The following is a 19,795-nucleotide window of genomic DNA, read 5'->3' on the forward strand; positions in this document are numbered from 1 at the left end:
CTTCCGCCAGCGTAATTGTAGAAAAAAATATTAATAAACAATAAAAAAAACAACGCATCAACATAAACTTAGATCCTTTCGGCCAATTTTTTACCTACACGAGTTGTATCACCTAATTTAAGTTCAGAAGAAAATTCAACTGCATTTGAGGCAAAAAGTGTGATCACTGTTGAACCCAATTTAAAACAGCCCATGTCTTGACCTTTAGATAGTTTAATTTCGCCTGAATAAGTCCAGCGTTTCATGATACCTTCACGTGGCGGAGTAATAATGCCTTCCCATTCAACCTCGATACTTCCGACAATTGTTGCACCAACTAGAATTTGTGCCATAGGACCAAACTCAGTTTCAAACAAGCAGATAACACGTTCATTACGTGCAAAAATATTGGGAATGCTTTCTGTTGTGGCTTTACTTACTGAAAATAGCGAGCCAGGGACATAGATCATTTCTCGTAATATTCCATCACATGGCATGTGAAAACGGTGATAATTTTTTGGAGAAAGGTAAGTAGTTGCATAAGCGCCATTTTTAAAAAATTTGATCATATCAGGATGGCATGCAAGCAATGACTCTAATGTGTAAGTGTGTCCTTTTGCTTGTAATAATTGATTATCTTGGATATTTCCAAATTGGCTTAATATACCATCTGCGGGCATAACAACTGAATTATCAGATGTATCGATAGGACGAGCATCGTCTTTTAATTCACGAGCAAAGAAATCATTAAAAGTTTTATATTCGGTTATATTACTTATTTTAGCTTCACTTAGATCGATTTTATAAAGTTTACAAAAGCCTTTTATCAACCATGTGGTCACTTTTCCCAACGGTTTTTTTGCCAACCATCCAAAGATAACGGTAATTAACTGTTTTGGTAAAAGATACTGAATAATTGCTTTAAGCTGATTTAACATAGATAGCTCTCAAAGTTAGATAAAAAACGGGTCATTATAACAACATTTATTAGGAAAGTATCAAGTGAACTAAATTCGTTTATAGGTAGATTTGCAACTTGTTTTAAATTTCTATTATAAAATCCTGTAATAATGAAGATAAATGATTGCATGGTTTTGTAGTGAATAAAAATTTATATCTAATTACTTTTTGAGTAAAGATTAATTAATGATTGTTAATAGATGATTATCAATTTGAAAATCTTATTAAAGAAATAGATAAAACTTAACGCTCTCAAAAAAGTCATTTCCGAAGGTTTTAAGATTTAAAAAAAAACAGTTTTACTTGTCAATAATCGCTCAAAAAATCACCGTAAAATTTTGGCATAACTCCTTTTTTTAATTCACTTTTTTATATTTTATAACTAACAAATAACTCAATCTGTAAAATTTTTTTTAGCTTTAATTTTGATTAATCAAGTTCGTTAATTAGTTTTAATTTTCATTGATAAAACTTTAAAAAATAGTCATTTACAATTTTTAAAGATTAATATTAAATGCTAAGCGCAAAAAAGATATGGTTGTTATTTAAATTAATTTTTTTATTTGAAATTTAATAAAAATCAATTTTTTTTATGCGTTTTTGACTGTTAAGTGGAAATTATTTTTATACTGAAAAAAACATTAGTCTCATGATGTTATATCCGAAGTTTCTATATTGGTGATTTAAGCTAATAATTCGATATTCAGTAGTAGTAATAAGATGAAAGTTAACAAAATTAAAAACTCGAACGATTGGCAAGAATCATACAAACAATTTCGAAGCAAAATAGAAATATTGCGTTGTCCTAAATTAGATTATGGATTTAAGTGAGATTAATTAAAATATGAAAAAAAAATATAAATTAGTATGGAACGTATCACTCCAACGATGGATTGTGACTTCTGAAGTATTACGAAATGGAAAATCAAAATTAAAAAAAATATTAGTATTAACAGCATTAATGGGCACTTCCTATGTTTCTTATGCTGATTGTTATGCTGGTAACAAAGCGTATGCTAACCAAGGTTCAACATGCGAATTTTCGAACGGTGATTACTATGGTACTAATATATCTCGCATTGAAGGTGAAAATACAACTGCAATATTTACCGCTGATAAGGTAAAAATGATAAGTCCTTCTTATTCAAGTAATCACACGCTAGCGATAGGCGGCGGTAATGGGGGACCTCAAGTAGAAGGTGGGACGACAATATTTAATGGTGATTTGGAAATTATTGCGGGTAATAAAGTCTCTCGTGGTATTTATATGTACAATAAGGGTAGCTTATTAGTTAAAGGTGATTTAACGATAACTAAAAAAAACCCTACTGGCGCACCTCTGGAAGTTGTAAAAGATAACAATGTGGTAACGGTCAATGGTGTTGCAACGTTTAACACTGATGGTTCTGATGCGATACGTAATGGAGGAAATATTACGTTTAATAATGATCTAATCATTAATAATAGTCAAGTCAGTGGTATTGGAATCAGCTTAGGCAACAAGGATGGAAATGAAAAATATTCAGGAAATCTAACGTTAAATAAAAATACGACAATTACTACCGCTGGAAAGGGGCTCCATTTATGGTATGGAACCTTAACGAATAATGGAATTATCACCTTAAATTCAAATAATGATATATCAATAGTCCATGCCGCTGTCATGGGTGATGATACGACAACATTTAACAATAATGGAACATTGAAATCAGATCCGACTTCGACATCAATTGAAAATATGTTTATTCATGAAGGTACCGGTACATTTATTGTAAATAATAGCATAAATGGGGATCTTTCATTTGATAAAGGCTCATTATTTAAAAATATCACACCAGGTACCATCAATATTAATAATGCAGGAAAACTTAGCGGAACAATGGATGCTAATGTAGGTACCATCAACCTAGATAATACTGGTCAATGGTATATTAATGGTAACTCAAATTTAAATAATGTCATTAACGCCGGTGTCATTTCATTTGTTCATAATTCACCAACTGAATATCATGTTATGGATGTTAAAGGTAATTATGTTGGAAAAAACGGTACCGTGAAAATGCATACTGTATGGGACGCAGCTGATAATGAAATCGATGGAAATACTCTGTCTGATGTAATAAAAATTAACGGTTCTGCAACTGGAAATACAGTAATTGTCCCTGTTTCAGAAACTGGAAAAGAAAATATAATTGAAGGTGATATTAAAACTTTAGGAAAAATCGTAAGCTCTGTTCCTGTTGTTTATGTTTCTGATAGTAATGGTGAAACGGCTTTCACTGGGACTGCAAAAACAAATGGCGCAGTTGAAGTTCAGTTAGCAAAACATACAACCGACAATGGCGATGAATATTTTTGGACTATGTCGACAAATGCTAAGCCTAATTATGAAAATCTACGTTCAAACGCCAAGAATGCTAAGCTAATTTATGCCAATTCTGTAGCGGGTTATACACTTATGCCTCGTGTTAATTTAGAACAAGGATATTCAAGCATTGCTAGTTTGAGGGAACGCCGTGGTGATTTAACGTGTTCTGATTGTAGTAATCTTAGCGACAATCATACTTGGGGGCGTTTCTTTGGTAAACATCATAAACAAGATGGTAAACAACGGTTGAACCTTGATGCCAATATTTATGGCTTACAAATTGGGCATGATTTTTATGTAAAACAGTTAAGCAACCAAAATATAGTTATGCTTGGTGGTTATTTAGCTTACACAAATGCAAATACTGATTTTTCTGATAAATATCATGCTAAAAATGGTGTTATTGCTCATGATAAAAAAACAGGAAATGGTAAATCAGAAAACATCAGTCTAGGTTTAACCAATACCTATTTTACTAATAACGGTGGGTATTTAGATTTAGTGGGGCAATTATCCTATTTAACTAACAAATATCATGCAAAAAATAGCCATAATCCTAATAGTCAACATGGTTGGGCTACAGCATTATCAGCAGAGGTTGGTCAATCTTTTTCATTATTTGACAAAAGTTGGTCAATTGAACCACAGGCTCAATTGATTTATCAATATCTTAATTTAAGTAGTTTTAAGGATAACGTTCGCCATGTCGATCAGAATGCTCAAGATGGTTTACGTAGTCGCCTTGGATTAAAATTATCTTATCAGGATGATAGTCGAGTTACTCAACGCAAATCTTTTTATGCGATTGGTAATTTATGGCATGATTTTGTTAATCCAGAAAAAACTAAAATTGGTCGTGATAGAATAAGTGAAAAGTTTGCGCATACTTGGGCTGAATTAGGTATTGGTATGCAATTACCGATAATAACAAACATGAATATCTATAGTGATGTTCGTTATGAACATAGTTTAGGTAGTACTACGCGTCAAGGCTTTTCAGGTAATGTAGGAATGATAATTGGTTGGTAGTGATTAAGATGATCAGCTAATTAATACCAAAGGGTCGTACAGCATTTTGCAATAATGTTGTGCGATCTTTTTAAAAATAAGATTCAAAACGTTTTCCCCATCAATTTACTATTTTATCGCTTTCCTAAATCAGGAACTAATCCTAAAATATTTTTAACTCAACCTGTTAGACAATTATTTGTTTTAAGATAATATTGTTTTGTATATTTAAAAAGCAGATTAGGTATTAAGTATGTTATTCAATATCGAGTCTAAAGGAATTAAAAGGTTAATCTATATCTATTTAGATATTTGTTTAAAATCGAAAGGCGGGAGTCGTTATCTCGGTATTATTTTTGAATTATCTATCGTTAATCCAAATGCATTATGATTAATCAACATGAATTTTTACCGTTTTTAAAACTGACTAAAATAGATTTTTATTGTCTTGATTTATAAAAGATTATTTGGGAATTTTCGAAAAAAAATGCTTTCAAACTTCTGCAAAATTTTAATCTCATGAATAGATTTAGAAATAAAACAGCGGAAATTTCTATTTATTTAAAGAACTTACATCAGTAAGTTCTTTATTAATAATTAAAACTTCTACCACATAAATATCAGTTGATATTATGTGGTAGACATTATCATTACCAGTTTACTTTCAGACCAATATCACCTCGGAAGCTTTGACGTTTACTACCCCCAAAGTTATGCTCACTACGGATATCCCCATAAAGTTCGCTTTGACTGGTCACAGGTATATTTAATCCTAGACCGATTTCACCCCAAGTTTTATTAAACTTTTCGTTAATTTTGTCATGTCCAATTTTGACGTCATCTGGGCTATAGAAATCATGTAAAATATTACCGATAGCATAAATCGAAGTACTTCGGCTTTCATTATCATTGGCGTTATAAGCAATCATTAAACCAACTCGCCCACGTAACGTATCTGGATTATTCTGATCAACATGACGAACATTATCTTTAAAACTGTCAAGTTTCAGATATTGATAAATCAATTGTGTTTGAGGTTCGATAGACCAACTTGTTCCGTTTAATGGAAAAGAATGGCCAACTTCAGCCGATAGCGCAATGCCCCAACCAGTTTGAGTGGAAGGATTTTTGCCTGTAAGAGCATTATACTTATTTCGAAGGTAAGACAATTGACCAACTAAGTCAACATAGGTGCCACCACCTGTATAATAAGTATTAGTAATACCCAAGCTAAAGCTGTCTGATTCGCCTTTACCTGTTTTTTTATTACTAGTTATAATGCCATCTTTAGCACGATATTTATCAGAAAAATCGGTTTTAGCTTTGCTGTAAGAGATGTAACCACCCAATAAATTCAGACCGTTATTATCTAGAGGGGTAATTGAAAAGTCATGACCAATTTGTAAGCCGAAAATATTCGTATCAAATTTAAGGCGTTCTTTACCATCTTGTTTTTGATTTTTACCGAAAATACGAGCCCAAGTATTTTGGCTATTATCATTTGCACAATCTAAGCAATAAAGATCACCACGACGCTCTCTTAAATTAGCCAAAGTTGTGAATCCTTGTTCAAAATTAACACTTGGCATCAGCGTATAACCCGCAACTGAATCTGCATAAATAGTTTTATTTGTTTCTGCTTGGGATTTGGTTTTAGCTTTCATTGTCCAGTAATATTCATCTCGGTTATCAACGGTACGTTTAGCCAACTGGACTTCTGTCAAACCGGTAGTTTGAGCTTTACCTGTAAAGGCAATGTCTGTTCCGCTATTGGCAACATTGACGACTGAAATACTATCTAAACTTTTTTCAATTTGTTTTACATTTCCATCTATAATGCGTTCTGTACCATCTGCAGATACTTGGACGATGGTCGTTGTACCTTTGGCTGTACCAGCAATATTTAAAACATCAGAGTTGGAGCTACTACCGTTTTCGTCGTCTGAAGCATTCCATATGGTATGCATTTTCAATGTACCTTCATGACCGACATAATCCCCATCGATATCAATCGTGAAGAATTCGCTACTGCTACGATTAGCAGTTATTGGATGTTTGAAATGGATGGTACCGGCATTTGTGACATTGGTTAGCTTCGAATACTCAGTGGTTTCCCAAAGTCCTGAGTTATTTAAGTTAACAATCCCTTTTCCTGTATCTATTTTACCAGACAATTTACCGGCATTATTCGCGACGATAGTACCTGTTGATGTGTTTGTGAAAATATTACCATTGTCAGAATTCAATACACCAGTCGTTGTATTGTTGATTTCTAAAGTACCAGTTTTATCATGACTGATAATTGATTGAATATTATCAATTTTACTTGTATCTAACGTTCCTGCATTATTAAATACAGCTGTTTTGCCAGATTCAACAGTACTATGTATCGCTGCAGTATCTGTTTTAGATTCAATAGCTAATATACCTAAATTAGATAGTGAGCCACCATCAAGAATCACCGCTTTATAATTTTGTGGAGATTTAATATTTGTATTTTTTAATATTAGATTTCCCCCCGTTTGATAAATAGCGGTTGATTCAGCCGTATTTATGTCTAATTGTGAATCATCAGCGGCTATGATGTTACCTCCGCTAATATAAATTCCATTGCCCGATTGTGTAGTGATAGTTGTTTGCTTATTCAGATTAACTGTACCATCTTCTACATTTATGCCGTGAGTAGAGTGTTTAGCATTAAGTGTAGTATTTCTGGCTAAGCTGACATTACCGCTTCTGACTTTAATCAAATTACCATTATTAGCATTAGAGCTGATGGTTAATTGAACGGCTTTATCACTATTGATTGTTCCACCATTAATGTTGACACCATCGCCCTTTTCGGTGAAAATAGTGGTTTCTCGGTTTAGGTTTAATCTACCTTGTCCCCCCATGGTTATACCATTACCAGAGTCTTTTGCAGTAAGTATTGTTTTGTCCGCTAGATTAATTTCACCCTGATCTTGAAGTTTTATGACATCACCGTTACCTGTATCCGTATTATTGGCATTGGTACTATTGGTTGTTGCATTAAGTTCAGAACCAAAAGATACTTTCCCTTGTCCAGATACATATAATGAGGTTGCAGATGCATAGCGTTGATTTCCTGTACCATAGGATTCAATCTTGGTTATACCATCAACTTTTATCTCGCCACCATAGATATCTATGGAATTATGGCCAGCATTCCCCAATTTGTTTGATACGACATCCAAATCACCTTTAATAATAATTGAACCAGAAGTTTGAGCTATACCTTTCCCTTCTTTTACATCAATATTTAAATTTTCATGAAAAGTCGTCGTACCTGCACTGTTTTTTAAACCGACATAATTTGCTTGAATATCGACGTTTTTCTCAAAATTAAGGATTCCGCCCAATTGAGTACTATTCATTTCAGAACCATTACGAATACCGTCACCATTCGATTTTATAGTCGTTATCCCCCGTACAGTCAATCTTGATGAATTGGCGTTAGTGAGAGATACATCAATTGGCGCTCCAGTTTCAAATTCTGTTTGAGATTGATCATTTTTGTCGGGCCAGAAATCAGTATGATTGATGTTTAAATTTCCATTAACCAATAATTCACTGTTGTCCCCTAATAAAATACTGCTTGGTCGGTATTGTTTTTTCGTATCATCGGGTGGTAACGTTTGAGCGTTAAGATTAATCGTTAAATCACCTTCAACAGTTACTGTTCCCCCTAAATTTGGACGATTATTTATAGGGTTCTGTTTAGGATATGGTTCTGTCGTCCCAATAACTAAAGCATGATTTTGGTTTTTGCTGGTAATGGTTACATTGTTGGCAAATGGATTAAATGTAAGTTTACCACCATTATCAACAGCAATGACCTTATTATCTTTCCCTGGAATTTGTACGCCTGTATAGCTGTTCTCACTAAGTTCACATTGATTTCCATCAACAATTATTTGGAAGTTTGAATTGAATGAACAAGGGCCCGCTAAAACATTAGCAGAAAGCGAAGCCAATGCTGTTACGGCTAGAAGTTTTGTACTTTTCGTTTTTCCTTTTTTTGCCAGTTCTGAAACAACAACCCATTGTCGCTTAGATGTGTGCCAGACTAATTTGTAAATTTTATTCATATTATCATCCTATTAGATTTTATTTATAGCTAACTTTCTATTAGATTTTATTTATAGTTAACTTTGTTATTAATATTATAAGTTAACAGTAATTCCCTTAACGGCTTATGTAAAAATTAAATTTAACAATTTTTACATTCGTATAAAAATTTAATGTAAACTGTTTATTTAAATTAAATTTATTGTGATTAAAGAGTTAAGGGCGGGTAATTCTATTACTATTTTAGTAGTATGTATAGATAAAAATCTTTTATTTCTGATCAAAATATGATCGGGGTGGGTGGTGGCGAAAATCAGAAATTAAATTTTTGTTAAGGTGTGTAAGTGAGCATCTTAATCTGTGATGATGGATTAATTGCTTTACGAAAAAACATCGGGTTAGCATCAAAAATTAATGCTAACCCGATTAGAGGATATTAAGTAAAGTGTCATAGCATTAAAATATCAAATATTTAACGTTACTATCAATAAACTCTATTCATCTGATATTATTATATTTTTCAATTAAACCTTAAGGGTTAATATGTAAAAAATAATAAATTATTAACAATAAATACTGGAATTAAAATCCCTATTGACCATTTCATATACCCAAAAAAACTAGGCATCTTGATTTGATTTTGGGTTGCAATGCTTTTAACCATAAAGTTAGGTGCATTCCCAATATAACTTAAAGCACCCATAAAAACAGAACCCATGGATACGGCTAATAAGGTCTTTTCAAGCGAAGTCATTAATATTGTTGCATCACCCGATGCTAAATTAAAAAAGACGAGATAAGTTGGTGCATTGTCTAAAAATCCTGATAGTAACCCGGAAAGCCAAAAATACATACTATTAATGGGGTGCGCTTGTTGATTATTGACTAATGAAACTAGTGGCGATAACGCTCCGTCACTGCCTGCTTTTAAAATGGCCAGAACTGGTACGATTGTAATAAATATACCAATGAATAGTTTAGCTACTTCAATAATAGGTTCCCAATTAAACTCATTAGCTGCGCGAATGTTTTTCGGAGTTATGCAAATAGAAATTAGGGTGATAATGATAAAAACGCCATCTCGGACAAGGTTAGGTAAACTAAGATGAGTCCCGAATAGCGTTACCTCTATAGAGGAATGCCATATTCCAGATAATAGAACCATTGCAATAATCAGGATCAACAGCCCTCCATTTTTTAAACCATAAAACTTAATGGAATTGTCAATTTTGGGCATTGCAGCTTGTTGTAGATTACCATACTGTAGTCGGAAATAGTGGCGGTCAATAAAATAAAAAATCGTGAGTAATAATGTTGAGGTTAACAATACCGGTAATAACATATGGCTCATTGTCCAGAAAAAATCGACACCTTTCAAAAAACCGATAAATAGTGGCGGATCACCAAGTGGAGTTAATCCCCCTCCTATATTGGCCACTAAAAAAATGAAAAAAATAATGATATGAACGGCTTGTTTTCGATTGCGATTGGCTCTGATAAGTGGGCGTATCATTAGCATGGCTGCGCCGGTTGTTCCCATGATTGACGCTAATAAAGTACCGACTGCTAAAATGCAAACATTTAATTTTGGCGTACTGACTATTTCACTTTTGATTAAAATACCACCTGATACGGTAAACAGCGCCAACAATAACAGAATAAAAGGAATATATTCAGCGAATATTGCATGAGTAGTTAGCTCAAGAGTTGATTGCCACCCAAAAAAATAACATGCTGATCCCATAAAGAGCAACGTCCAAAAAATGGTGATCTTGCCATAATGGTGATGCCATATTCGGGGTATCAATAATGGTAATAACGCAATCGACAACAAAATACCAACAAATGGGATACCCCAACAGAGTGATAGATGTTGACCACTAAAATCATCAGCATACAAGTCGAAAGGGATGAATGTTAATATAAACAATGGTGTTAGTGATAATTTAATTAAATGATTCATTAGGTGTACTTTGAGTATTCTTTTATAACCTATTATAACAAATATTTTAATTGTAATTGTTATTACAGTAAGTTGTATCAAAAATCATACTAAAAAGTTTAATTATTTTATTAAGTTAATACTTAAGATGTGAAAACAATGTGTGTAAATGGCGCTTAATTAATCGTGTATGTATTTTTCTCACAGCAAAACGTCATTATAATAGATAATAGTACACATTTCTGGAACAAACATGCAAAAACGATCACCAACTGTCAACGCATCGCCTTTACATATTCGCAATAAACATCGCCATGGATATGACTTTGCACAATTAATTAAAGCCGTGCCAGATTTTTCACCTTTTGTTAAACGAAATCAATATGGAAATTTATCGATTGATTTTGCTGATCCTGACGCTGTCAGAATGTTAAATAAAGCATTGTTATTGACCTATTACCAACTTTCTTATTGGGATATTCCTAACGATTATTTGTGTCCTCCGATACCCGGACGAGCCGATTATATGCATTATTTGGCCGACTTGCTGGCAGAAGATAATCAACATATCATGATGACGGGTAAAAAAGTTCAGGTGTTGGATATCGGTATGGGAGCCAATATGATCTATCCTATTATTGGTCGGGCTGAATATGGATGGTCATTTGTAGGTAGCGATATCAATCCAACCGCGATAAAAGTTGCATCATTAATCACAAAGGCTAATTCGTTACTCAAGGGATCTGTTCAATGTCGATTGCAAAAAAATCGCTCGGCAATTTTTGATGGGATTATTCAGCCTAAAGAGTTTTATATGCTAACTCTTTGTAATCCTCCTTTTCATGCGTCAGCGCAAGCTGCCTTAGCCAGTACCCAGAAAAAACTCAAAAATCTAGGAAAATTGGGTGATTCAAAACAAAAAACAGTACTGAATTTTGGTGGGCAACATATGGAGTTATGGTGTCAAGGTGGCGAAAGTACATTTATCAGTAATATGATAAAAGAGAGTGCCAATTATAAAACACAGTGTTTATGGTTTACGACATTGGTTTCAAAAAAAGAGTCATTACCAGTAATTAGAAAACACCTAGAAGCCGTTGAAGCTATTGAGACAAAAATTGTGCCTATGGCACAAGGACAAAAAATTAGCCGTTTTGTCGCATGGACTTACTTTAATAAAGCGGAACGTCAACAGTTTCTAGCAAATTATTAATGTTTAGTAAAATATCTCAAACAGACAGGTATTTAAGTCCTACAAAGGCGAGTGATTAATCCCCCAATGTGTCCTGCAAATAGTATCCAATAATTTTTTTATTGTTAGTTGACCTTCTCTTGTTTTATCTAATCAGATGTTTAATCAACATGCTATTTTTACATAAATAAAAAATGATATGTAATCAATGTTTAATATTAAAAATGGGTATTCAATAATTATATAATTCTTTGTTATAACTAAAAATTATTATTTTTCTTATAAAAAATTAACGATAATTAAAATGCTTTGCAATAAACAGTAATGGTTATAATATAATCAATACTGAAGCGATATCCATTTAGGTATAAGGAAGATAATATGAGTAAGAATACGACGGTAGAACTGATTGAAAAGTTAGAAACTATTGTGGGCAAAAAGCACACATTAACTGATCCTTCCCGTACATTACTTTATCGTAAAGGTATTCGTTTTGGGGAAGGTGATGCTATTGCAGTGGTTTTACCCGGTACGTTAGTTGAACAGTGGCTAGTTTTAAAAGCGTGTGTTGAAGCCGATGTCATTGTGATTACTCAATCGGCAAATACAGGATTAACCGGTGGTTCTACACCTGACGGTAATGATTATGATAGGCCTGTGGTAATTGTCAGTACTCGTCGACTTGAAGGTATTCAAGTGATTGAAAATGGTGAGCAAGTGGTTTGTTTGCCAGGCAGTACGCTATTTAAACTTGAAAAAGAGTTGAAAAAATATAATCGTGGGCCGCATTCGGTAATAGGTTCATCTTGTATTGGCGCATCCGTTATGGGTGGGGTGTGTAATAATTCTGGTGGTGCCTTAATCCAGCATGGGCCTGCCTATACACAAATGGCCGTATTTGCTCAATTAGATGATCAAGGACAATTGCATCTGGTTAACCATTTAGGGATTGAATTAGGTGACGATCCAGAGACTATCTTACAAAATCTTCAAAATCATACTTATACTGAAAAGGATATTAATCATGATGCAGGTTTAGGACACGATCATCATTATTGCGATCATGTTCGTGAGATTGATGCTGATACGCCAGCGCGTTTTAATGCCGATCCAACTAGACATTACGAAGCTTCGGGTAGTGCAGGTCGGTTAATGGTATTTGCTGTACGATTAGATACGTTTCCACTCGAAAAAAATAGTGCAGTATTTTATATCGGTACTAATAATACTGATGATCTTGATGAAATCCGACGTCATATTTTAGCTCACTTTAAAAATTTGCCGGTATCGGGCGAATATATTCATCGTGATGCATTTGATATCGCTGCTGTATATGGTAAACATATCTATTTAGCCATACAAAAATTAGGGACTAATGTGATTCCTCGCTTATATGCATTTAAAAATTTCGTTGATCGTGTCAGTACAAAAATTCCATTCTTCCCCAATAATTTTTCAGATCGATTTGCGGTGTTTGTGAGTAAATTACTTCCTAACCACTTACCTAAATCTATTCGTGATTATCGTGATCGTTTTGAACATCATCTTATTTTAAAAATGGCCGATGATGGCATAGCGGAAGCTCAGGCATTTTTGCAAACATTTTTTCAAAACAAACAAAGCGACTATTTTCATTGTAATGAGAAAGAAGCAGAAGCGGCGATGTTGCATCGGTTTGCGACAGCTGGTGCTGCAACTGTTTATCGTAGTGTCCATTCGGATACGGTTGAAGATTTGGTGGCACTGGATATTGCTTTACGACGTAATGATAAAGATTGGTTTGAAACATTACCGGAAAATATAAGTCAGCATTTTATTCATAAATTATATTATGGGCATTTCTTTTGTTCTGTTTTTCACCAAGATTATATTGCCAAAAAAGGAACAGATTGCCACAAAGTGAAAGAAGAGATGTTAGCCATTTTAGATCAGCGTGGCGCACAATATCCCGCTGAACATAATGTTGGTCATTTATATCAAGCTAACGCTGATTTGAAAAAATTCTATCAGCAATTAGATCCGACTAACAGTCTCAATCCGGGTATTGGTAAGACATCGAAAAAGAAATATTGGCAGTAATTTGACTTTAAATAAAAACCGCCAGTATCGATAAACTGGCGGTGTTATGTTTATATGACTAAATAATCATATTGTTCAATAAATCGATTAATGTATTGTCTTAAAATCATTTGTATATCAAAGTAATTTTTTTAATTGATATAACATTTCTAATGCCTGTTTCGGTGTTAATGCATCAGGATCAATACGTTTTAAAACCTCTTCAACTTCAGACGGTTCTGATTCAGTTTCAAACGAAAGTTGCGAGCTATCAACATGGCTGTTCGCTGTCTGTTTTGAAATCATTTCAAGCTCTTTTAATTTCTGTTTAGCCCTTTTTAAAACCGTTTTAGGCACACCCGCTAAACCCGCAACGGCGATACCGAAACTTTTGCTTGCTGCACCTTCAGAAACTTCATGAATAAATGCAACGGTATTATCATGTTCAATAGCATCAAAATGGATGTTATAGACACCTTGCATATGTTCAGGTAGTTGAGTTAATTCAAAGTAATGAGTAGCAAATAGGGTCATCGCCTTAATGTGATTAGCTAAATTTTCTGCACATGCCCAAGCCAATGAAAGCCCATCATAGGTTGAGGTGCCTCGACCAATTTCATCCATAAGTACCAAACTTTGTTCAGTTGCGTTATGCATAATATTGGCTGTTTCAGTCATTTCAACCATAAAAGTAGAACGCCCGGATGCTAAATCATCTGATGCACCTATTCGCGTAAAGATGCGATCAACAGGCCCAATAACTGCTTTAGATGCAGGAACAAAGCTACCAATATAAGTCAGTAAAACAATCAATGCGGCCTGACGCATATAGGTGCTTTTCCCGCCCATATTTGGGCCCGTAATAATAAGCATTCTGCGGTTTGGTGATAGCAAAAGCGAGTTCGCAATAAATGGTGTTTTTAATACTTGTTCTATAACCACATGTCGACCATCTTTAATTTCAATTCCTGCACTATTAGATAATGTCGGGCACTGATAATTAAGTGTTAAAGCACGTTCAGCAAGGTTAGTTAGTACATCAAGTTCAGCTATTGCATCGGCACTCATTTGCATATTCGCTAAATCAGGCAATAGTAACTCAAAAAGTTGATCGTAAAGTTGTTTTTCTAAAGCTAATGCACGACCTTTAGAGGTTAACACTTTATCTTCATATTCTTTTAATTCTGGAATAATATAACGTTCAACATTCTTCAATGTTTGCCGTCTGGTATAGTGAATCGGCGCTAAATGGCTTTGCCCTCGACTGATTTGAATATAGTAACCATGTACCGCATTAAATCCGACTTTTAAGGTATCGATACCTAGCGTTTCACGCTCGCGAATCTCAAGTTGTTCCAGATAATTCGTTGCACCGTCAGCAAGATTACGAAGTTCATCTAATTCGGCATTATAGCCAGTTGCAATCACCCCTCCATCACGAATAATAACGGGTGGGGCTTCAACAATCGCTTGATTTAAAAGATCGGCTATCTGATCAAATTGATTGATTTTAGCTCGTAAAGCAATTAAATAAGGTGATGAGTGATGATTTAACAATTGTTGTAATTCTGGCAATACATTATAGGCATCACGTAAACGAGCAAAATCGCGTGGGCGTGCTGTTCTTAACGCTAATCTGGCTAAAATTCGTTCCAGATCACCAATTTGCTTTAAGATCGGTTGAATATCACCAAGATCTTGTTGTAATTCGCTAATGGCTTCTTGTCTATTTTGCAAAATAACCACATTACGGATAGGCGAATGCAACCAACGTTTTAACATTCGGCTTCCCATAGCGGTTTGTGTTTTGTCTAATATATCGGCAACCGTATTTTCAGTGCCACCACATAAATTTTCGGTGATTTCTAAGTTTCGGCGAGTAGCAGCATCTAAAACAACAAAATCATAGGCTGACTCTTTAATGATAGAGCGAATATGAGGCAGGGCTGTGCGCTGAGTATCTTTCACATATTGCAATAAACAACCAGCGGCAGACAATGCATAACAACAATCCTCAACCCCAAATCCGACTAAATCATTCGTTCCAAATTGTAACTTAAGCTGTTGTTTCGCTGTTTCAAGATCGAAGTCCCACAATGGGCGCCGTCTTAAGCCATTACGATTGTCAATTAATGACATCGATTCGAAATCTTCAGGATAAAGAAGTTCAACCGGATTTGTCCGCTGTAGTTCAGCTTGCATTGCTTCAACGTTATCGCATTCGAATACAAAAAAACGACCAGAACTGATATCAAGAGTTGCATAACCAAAATGATTTTTGTGCTGCCAAATGGAAGCCAACAAATTATCTTTTCGATCTTCTAAAAGTAATTCATCACTTACTGTGCCAGGGGTGACTATACGAACAACCTTACGCTCAACAGGCCCTTTACTGGTAGCAGGATCGCCAATCTGCTCACAAATTGCGACCGACTCCCCCAACGCAATGAGTTTTGCTAAATAACTTTCAACTGCATGATAAGGCACGCCTGCCATTGGAATAGGTTCACCATTTGAAGAGCCTCTTTTTGTTAACGAGATATCAAGAAGTTGCGAAGCCCGTTTGGCATCATCATAAAACATCTCATAAAAATCACCCATACGATAAAACAGTAAAATATCCGGATTTTCTGCTTTCAATTTTAGGTATTGTCGCATCATTGGTGTGTGGTCGGTGAAGTTGTCGTATTCGGTCATATTTTTCAATTCTTTTTTATCTAAAACTCAGGCGATTACTATTTCTAATATTACTCACTTTATCGCAAAATCTTTGATTTTGCTCTTAAGTAACAAGGTAACTGTCTTAAAACCCTATAAATCGGTGAAACTTATTATTGTATTAGGCATTGTTTAATATTAAATGATTGTATCACTTTATAGGCTGTATTGAAAATGAGGTGATTTGATGTGAGTAATATTAGATTATTTATAAATTAGGTTTAAAAAGACTAGTTTAATTATATTCTAAAATAGCGAATTCTTTATTTAATTAACTGATTAAATGATGGTTTTATATCTCACGGCAATATTTAGTCATTGTCATTAAAAGGGTAACACATGAACCAAAAAAATTGGATAATTTGTCTCAATCACGCTAGTTAACGATTGCAAAAGAAGCGAATATTGACAATAAAATCGACTTCTTCAATTTATAATATGACTTTTCAAAAATATTAATAATGATAAAGAATTTGCTTTAAAAGTCTTATTATTTCTTAAATTAATCATCTTTATTGTTTAAAAATTTAGCATTAAATGAAAAAAATAAGGTTAATTTTTTTCATAAGATCACTAAATCAAACTGTTTTTATTCTAACTGTCTGATAATTAATTAATAAATAGAGAAAGGAAATAATATGCGGATAGTTTTAGCGATTTTGTTGGTGTTTTGTTTAACTGCATGTCATGTTCGTACGGCTGAACAAGCTTATAACGAAGGGAAATATGTGGAAAGTATTAGCTTATTAACCGCTAACATTGGTGAAAAAGGAGCGGCAAAATTTAATGAGGAAAGTGCCGAAAAGTTACGAGTTTTGGTCAGTAATGTGATGAAACATTACGAGACAATCATTAATAGTAGTGCTAGAACTGATTATCAAGCACGTATTGATAGTTATGAATCGCTTCGAAAAATCAATTTAATGTTAGTCAATCGTTTTTATAGTCAAACTGTCGCTTTTTTTAACGATAAATATGCAGCGAGTAAATTAGATCAACTTATCGCTAAAGAATATTACGATTATGGTAATTCGATAAAGGGTACGGACAGTGAAAGTTACAAAGTAAAAGCTAACTTATATTTAAAAGGTTCAGAACGGTATAAATATAAAGATATTTTTACTTTATATAAAAATGCTAAAAAGCAACATCTGGATATTGAAGCAAAGCACCATTACGATTTAGGTAAAACATTTTCGCAACAAGGTAATTATCAGGAAGCTTCCTTGGCATACCTTAAAGCTTGGGAGGTTTATAAGCCAATAGGCGAATATAAAGATAGTTATAAACTCTATGAGGCTAATAAAAGAAAGCACGTCACTGCACTAGCAAAGGAGTATTACGAAAAAGCTGCGTTACTTGAAAAAATAGCTTATAAACGCGAAACTTATCGTGAAGCGGCTAAATATTATGAGGCAGCCAATTCAGCATATGCACAGTTCGGTTCATACCGTGATGCCAGCGCTAGAGCGAGTCGATGTAAATTACAGGGACGCGTTAATGTGTATGTTAAAGATACCGACTATCTTAGTTGGGTAAAACAAGTTTTTAACGTTGATTATATATACTTTGTTAATCATAGCTCACAAGCTAATGTCATCATAGATATTAGTGCCAAATCTGACTATATTCATATGAAACCGTATGAAACAAATGAAGTTAAAACAGAAAAATATGTAGAAAGGATGAGCGAGAAAACCGATGATAATGGTAATAAAATCAAAGTTCCAATTTATAAAGAACAAAAATTCAACTTAAAGACTATCACTAATTCGAAAAAATACATTTTTACTACTGATATCGAAATAACCGGTGATATCAATAATTCTAAACGATTGATAAGCGAAGCAATTTCTTCTAAAACGGATTATATCTATTCGGGCGATGTTCCAAGTAAATTTCATAACTCACATGAAGGCGAGTGGAAATCCAAATCAACGTTAAAACTTGAAGCACATTATTCGCAAGGTGAAGATATCAGAAACTATTTAAAACAATTTATTGATAGGATGAGTGCTTTATAATAATTGTTTATCATGACTCCAAAATATAATCCCACAAAGTTGATAATGTGGGATTTTTTATTTTAATCGTCTCTTAACATAACCTAACATTGACTATGGATTAATTGATACCTTTTAATTTATTTAATGTAATCACGTGATTATCTAATATTGGGAAAGAGGGATATTGGGCTACTTAATTATGATGAATTTAAGTCTCATAATTAAGTTAAATTATCATTGTTATTGCTTAATTCAATAACAATCTTATTTAAAATATAAGTAACCTATATCCTATGATTATTAAGATGATTTCATTTTAATTTATTCTTGCCAATTATTCTGAATCAGCTTGAATAAACCTTAAAAATTTGGTAGTTTACTGCTAATTATTTTATCATTTAACACAAATAAAGAAGGTAATTTTTATGACAATCAAAGTAGGTATTAATGGATTTGGCCGTATTGGTCGTATTGTTTTCCGTGCTGCACAAAAACGCTCTGATATTGAAATCGTTGCTATCAATGATTTATTAGACGTTGAGTATATGGCGTACATGCTTAAATATGATTCAACTCACGGTCGTTTTGACGGTACTGTTGAAGTTAAAGATGGCAAATTAATCGTTAACGGCAAAACAATTCGCGTTACAGCTGAAAGAGATCCTGCAAACTTAAAATGGAACGAAGTGGGTGTTGATGTTGTTGCTGAAGCAACAGGTTTATTCTTAGATGACGCAACTGCTCGTAAACACATCCAAGCGGGTGCTAAAAAAGTTGTTTTAACTGGTCCTTCTAAAGATAGCACGCCTATGTTTGTTATGGGTGTTAATGATAAAGATTATGCTGGTCAAGATATCGTATCTAATGCGTCATGTACCACTAACTGTTTAGCGCCTTTAGCTAAAGTAATCAATGATAACTTTGGTATCGTTGAAGGCTTAATGACAACTGTTCATGCAACTACAGCTACTCAAAAAACGGTAGATGGCCCATCTCACAAAGATTGGCGTGGTGGTCGTGGTGCAGCACAAAACATCATCCCTTCATCAACAGGTGCTGCTAAAGCAGTAGGTAAAGTTATTCCTGAGTTGAATGGTAAATTAACTGGTATGGCTTTCCGTGTACCAACTCCAGATGTTTCTGTTGTTGACTTAACTGCTCGTTTAGCAAAACCTGCTAAATATGAAGATATCTGTAAAGTAATCAAAGCGGCTTCAGAAGGTCCAATGAAAGGCGTTCTTGGTTACACTGAAGATGATGTTGTTTCAACTGATTTCTTAGGTGAAGTTTGCACTTCTGTATTTGATGCAAAAGCGGGTATCCAAATCAGCGATACGTTCGTTAAATTAGTTTCTTGGTATGACAACGAAGTTGGTTATTCAAATAAAGTTTTAGATTTAATTGCTGTTGTATCTAAAAAATAATAACTAATTTTTAGTTACCATAAAAGTGACCATTTGGTCACTTTTTTTATG

General features: G+C 33.9%; 9 protein-coding genes. 5 read left to right on the forward strand and 4 right to left on the reverse strand.

What is annotated here, in order from left to right; genetic code table 11:
- Positions 1–68: 68 nt before the first annotated feature.
- On the reverse strand, positions 69–917 hold the full coding sequence (gene asd / locus GYM75_RS03490; RefSeq protein ID WP_220216783.1) for an archaetidylserine decarboxylase: 849 nt from the start codon (positions 915–917) through the stop codon (positions 69–71).
- Positions 918–1,783: 866 nt separating this feature from the next.
- Between asd and GYM75_RS03495 the strand changes: the two genes are divergently transcribed.
- Complete coding sequence (locus tag GYM75_RS03495; RefSeq protein ID WP_220216784.1) at positions 1,784–4,336, forward strand: autotransporter outer membrane beta-barrel domain-containing protein; 2,553 nt, start codon at positions 1,784–1,786, stop codon at positions 4,334–4,336.
- 629 nt (positions 4,337–4,965) lie between these two features.
- On the opposite strand, the gene GYM75_RS03500 is transcribed toward GYM75_RS03495, so the two are convergent.
- Together GYM75_RS03500 and GYM75_RS03505 are read right to left on the reverse strand one after the other, a co-directional pair.
- Positions 4,966–8,424: an autotransporter outer membrane beta-barrel domain-containing protein gene (locus GYM75_RS03500; protein ID WP_220216785.1), complete on the reverse strand. Its 3,459-nt coding sequence runs from the start codon at positions 8,422–8,424 to the stop codon at positions 4,966–4,968.
- Between the two features lie 518 nt (positions 8,425–8,942).
- Positions 8,943–10,367: a sodium:proton antiporter gene (locus tag GYM75_RS03505; RefSeq protein ID WP_220216786.1), complete on the reverse strand. Its 1,425-nt coding sequence runs from the start codon at positions 10,365–10,367 to the stop codon at positions 8,943–8,945.
- A gap of 232 nt (positions 10,368–10,599) precedes the next feature.
- Between GYM75_RS03505 and rlmF the strand changes: the two genes are divergently transcribed.
- Together rlmF and dld are read left to right on the forward strand one after the other, a co-directional pair.
- Positions 10,600–11,559 carry a 23S rRNA (adenine(1618)-N(6))-methyltransferase RlmF gene (rlmF, locus tag GYM75_RS03510; RefSeq protein ID WP_220216787.1) on the forward strand — a complete coding sequence of 320 codons (960 nt, stop codon included), beginning with the start codon at positions 10,600–10,602 and terminating at the stop codon, positions 11,557–11,559.
- Positions 11,560–11,919: 360 nt separating this feature from the next.
- Positions 11,920–13,617 (forward strand): D-lactate dehydrogenase, encoded by a 1,698-nt coding sequence (dld, locus tag GYM75_RS03515; RefSeq protein ID WP_220216788.1) that lies wholly within the window; start codon positions 11,920–11,922, stop codon positions 13,615–13,617.
- A gap of 117 nt (positions 13,618–13,734) precedes the next feature.
- Here the strand turns inward: dld and mutS are convergent, their stop codons facing one another.
- Positions 13,735–16,293, reverse strand: coding sequence for a DNA mismatch repair protein MutS (gene mutS, locus GYM75_RS03520; protein ID WP_220216789.1), 2,559 nt, complete (start codon positions 16,291–16,293; stop codon positions 13,735–13,737).
- A 659-nt stretch (positions 16,294–16,952) separates the two neighbouring features.
- Here mutS and GYM75_RS03525 point away from each other — a divergent pair.
- Positions 16,953–18,338: a hypothetical protein gene (locus tag GYM75_RS03525; protein ID WP_220216790.1), complete on the forward strand. Its 1,386-nt coding sequence runs from the start codon at positions 16,953–16,955 to the stop codon at positions 18,336–18,338.
- Between the two features lie 407 nt (positions 18,339–18,745).
- Positions 18,746–19,744, forward strand: coding sequence for a glyceraldehyde-3-phosphate dehydrogenase (gene gapA / locus GYM75_RS03530; protein ID WP_065559241.1), 999 nt, complete (start codon positions 18,746–18,748; stop codon positions 19,742–19,744).
- Positions 19,745–19,795 lie beyond the last annotated feature (51 nt).

The sequence above is a fragment of the Gilliamella sp. ESL0441 genome (assembly GCF_019469185.1).
Taxonomy (GTDB): domain Bacteria; phylum Pseudomonadota; class Gammaproteobacteria; order Enterobacterales; family Orbaceae; genus Gilliamella.

Excerpts from the sequence above, each read along its gene's own strand:
- GYM75_RS03525 (WP_220216790.1), top strand. The coding sequence starts at position 16,953 with ATGCGGATAGTTTTAGCGATTTTGTTGGTGTTTTGTTTAACTGCATGT.
- dld (WP_220216788.1), top strand. The coding sequence starts at position 11,920 with ATGAGTAAGAATACGACGGTAGAACTGATTGAAAAGTTAGAAACTATT.
- asd (WP_220216783.1), bottom strand. The coding sequence starts at position 917 with ATGTTAAATCAGCTTAAAGCAATTATTCAGTATCTTTTACCAAAACAG.
- GYM75_RS03495 (WP_220216784.1), top strand. The coding sequence starts at position 1,784 with ATGAAAAAAAAATATAAATTAGTATGGAACGTATCACTCCAACGATGG.
- GYM75_RS03500 (WP_220216785.1), bottom strand. The coding sequence starts at position 8,424 with ATGAATAAAATTTACAAATTAGTCTGGCACACATCTAAGCGACAATGG.
- GYM75_RS03505 (WP_220216786.1), bottom strand. The coding sequence starts at position 10,367 with ATGAATCATTTAATTAAATTATCACTAACACCATTGTTTATATTAACA.
- rlmF (WP_220216787.1), top strand. The coding sequence starts at position 10,600 with ATGCAAAAACGATCACCAACTGTCAACGCATCGCCTTTACATATTCGC.
- mutS (WP_220216789.1), bottom strand. The coding sequence starts at position 16,293 with ATGACCGAATACGACAACTTCACCGACCACACACCAATGATGCGACAA.
- gapA (WP_065559241.1), top strand. The coding sequence starts at position 18,746 with ATGACAATCAAAGTAGGTATTAATGGATTTGGCCGTATTGGTCGTATT.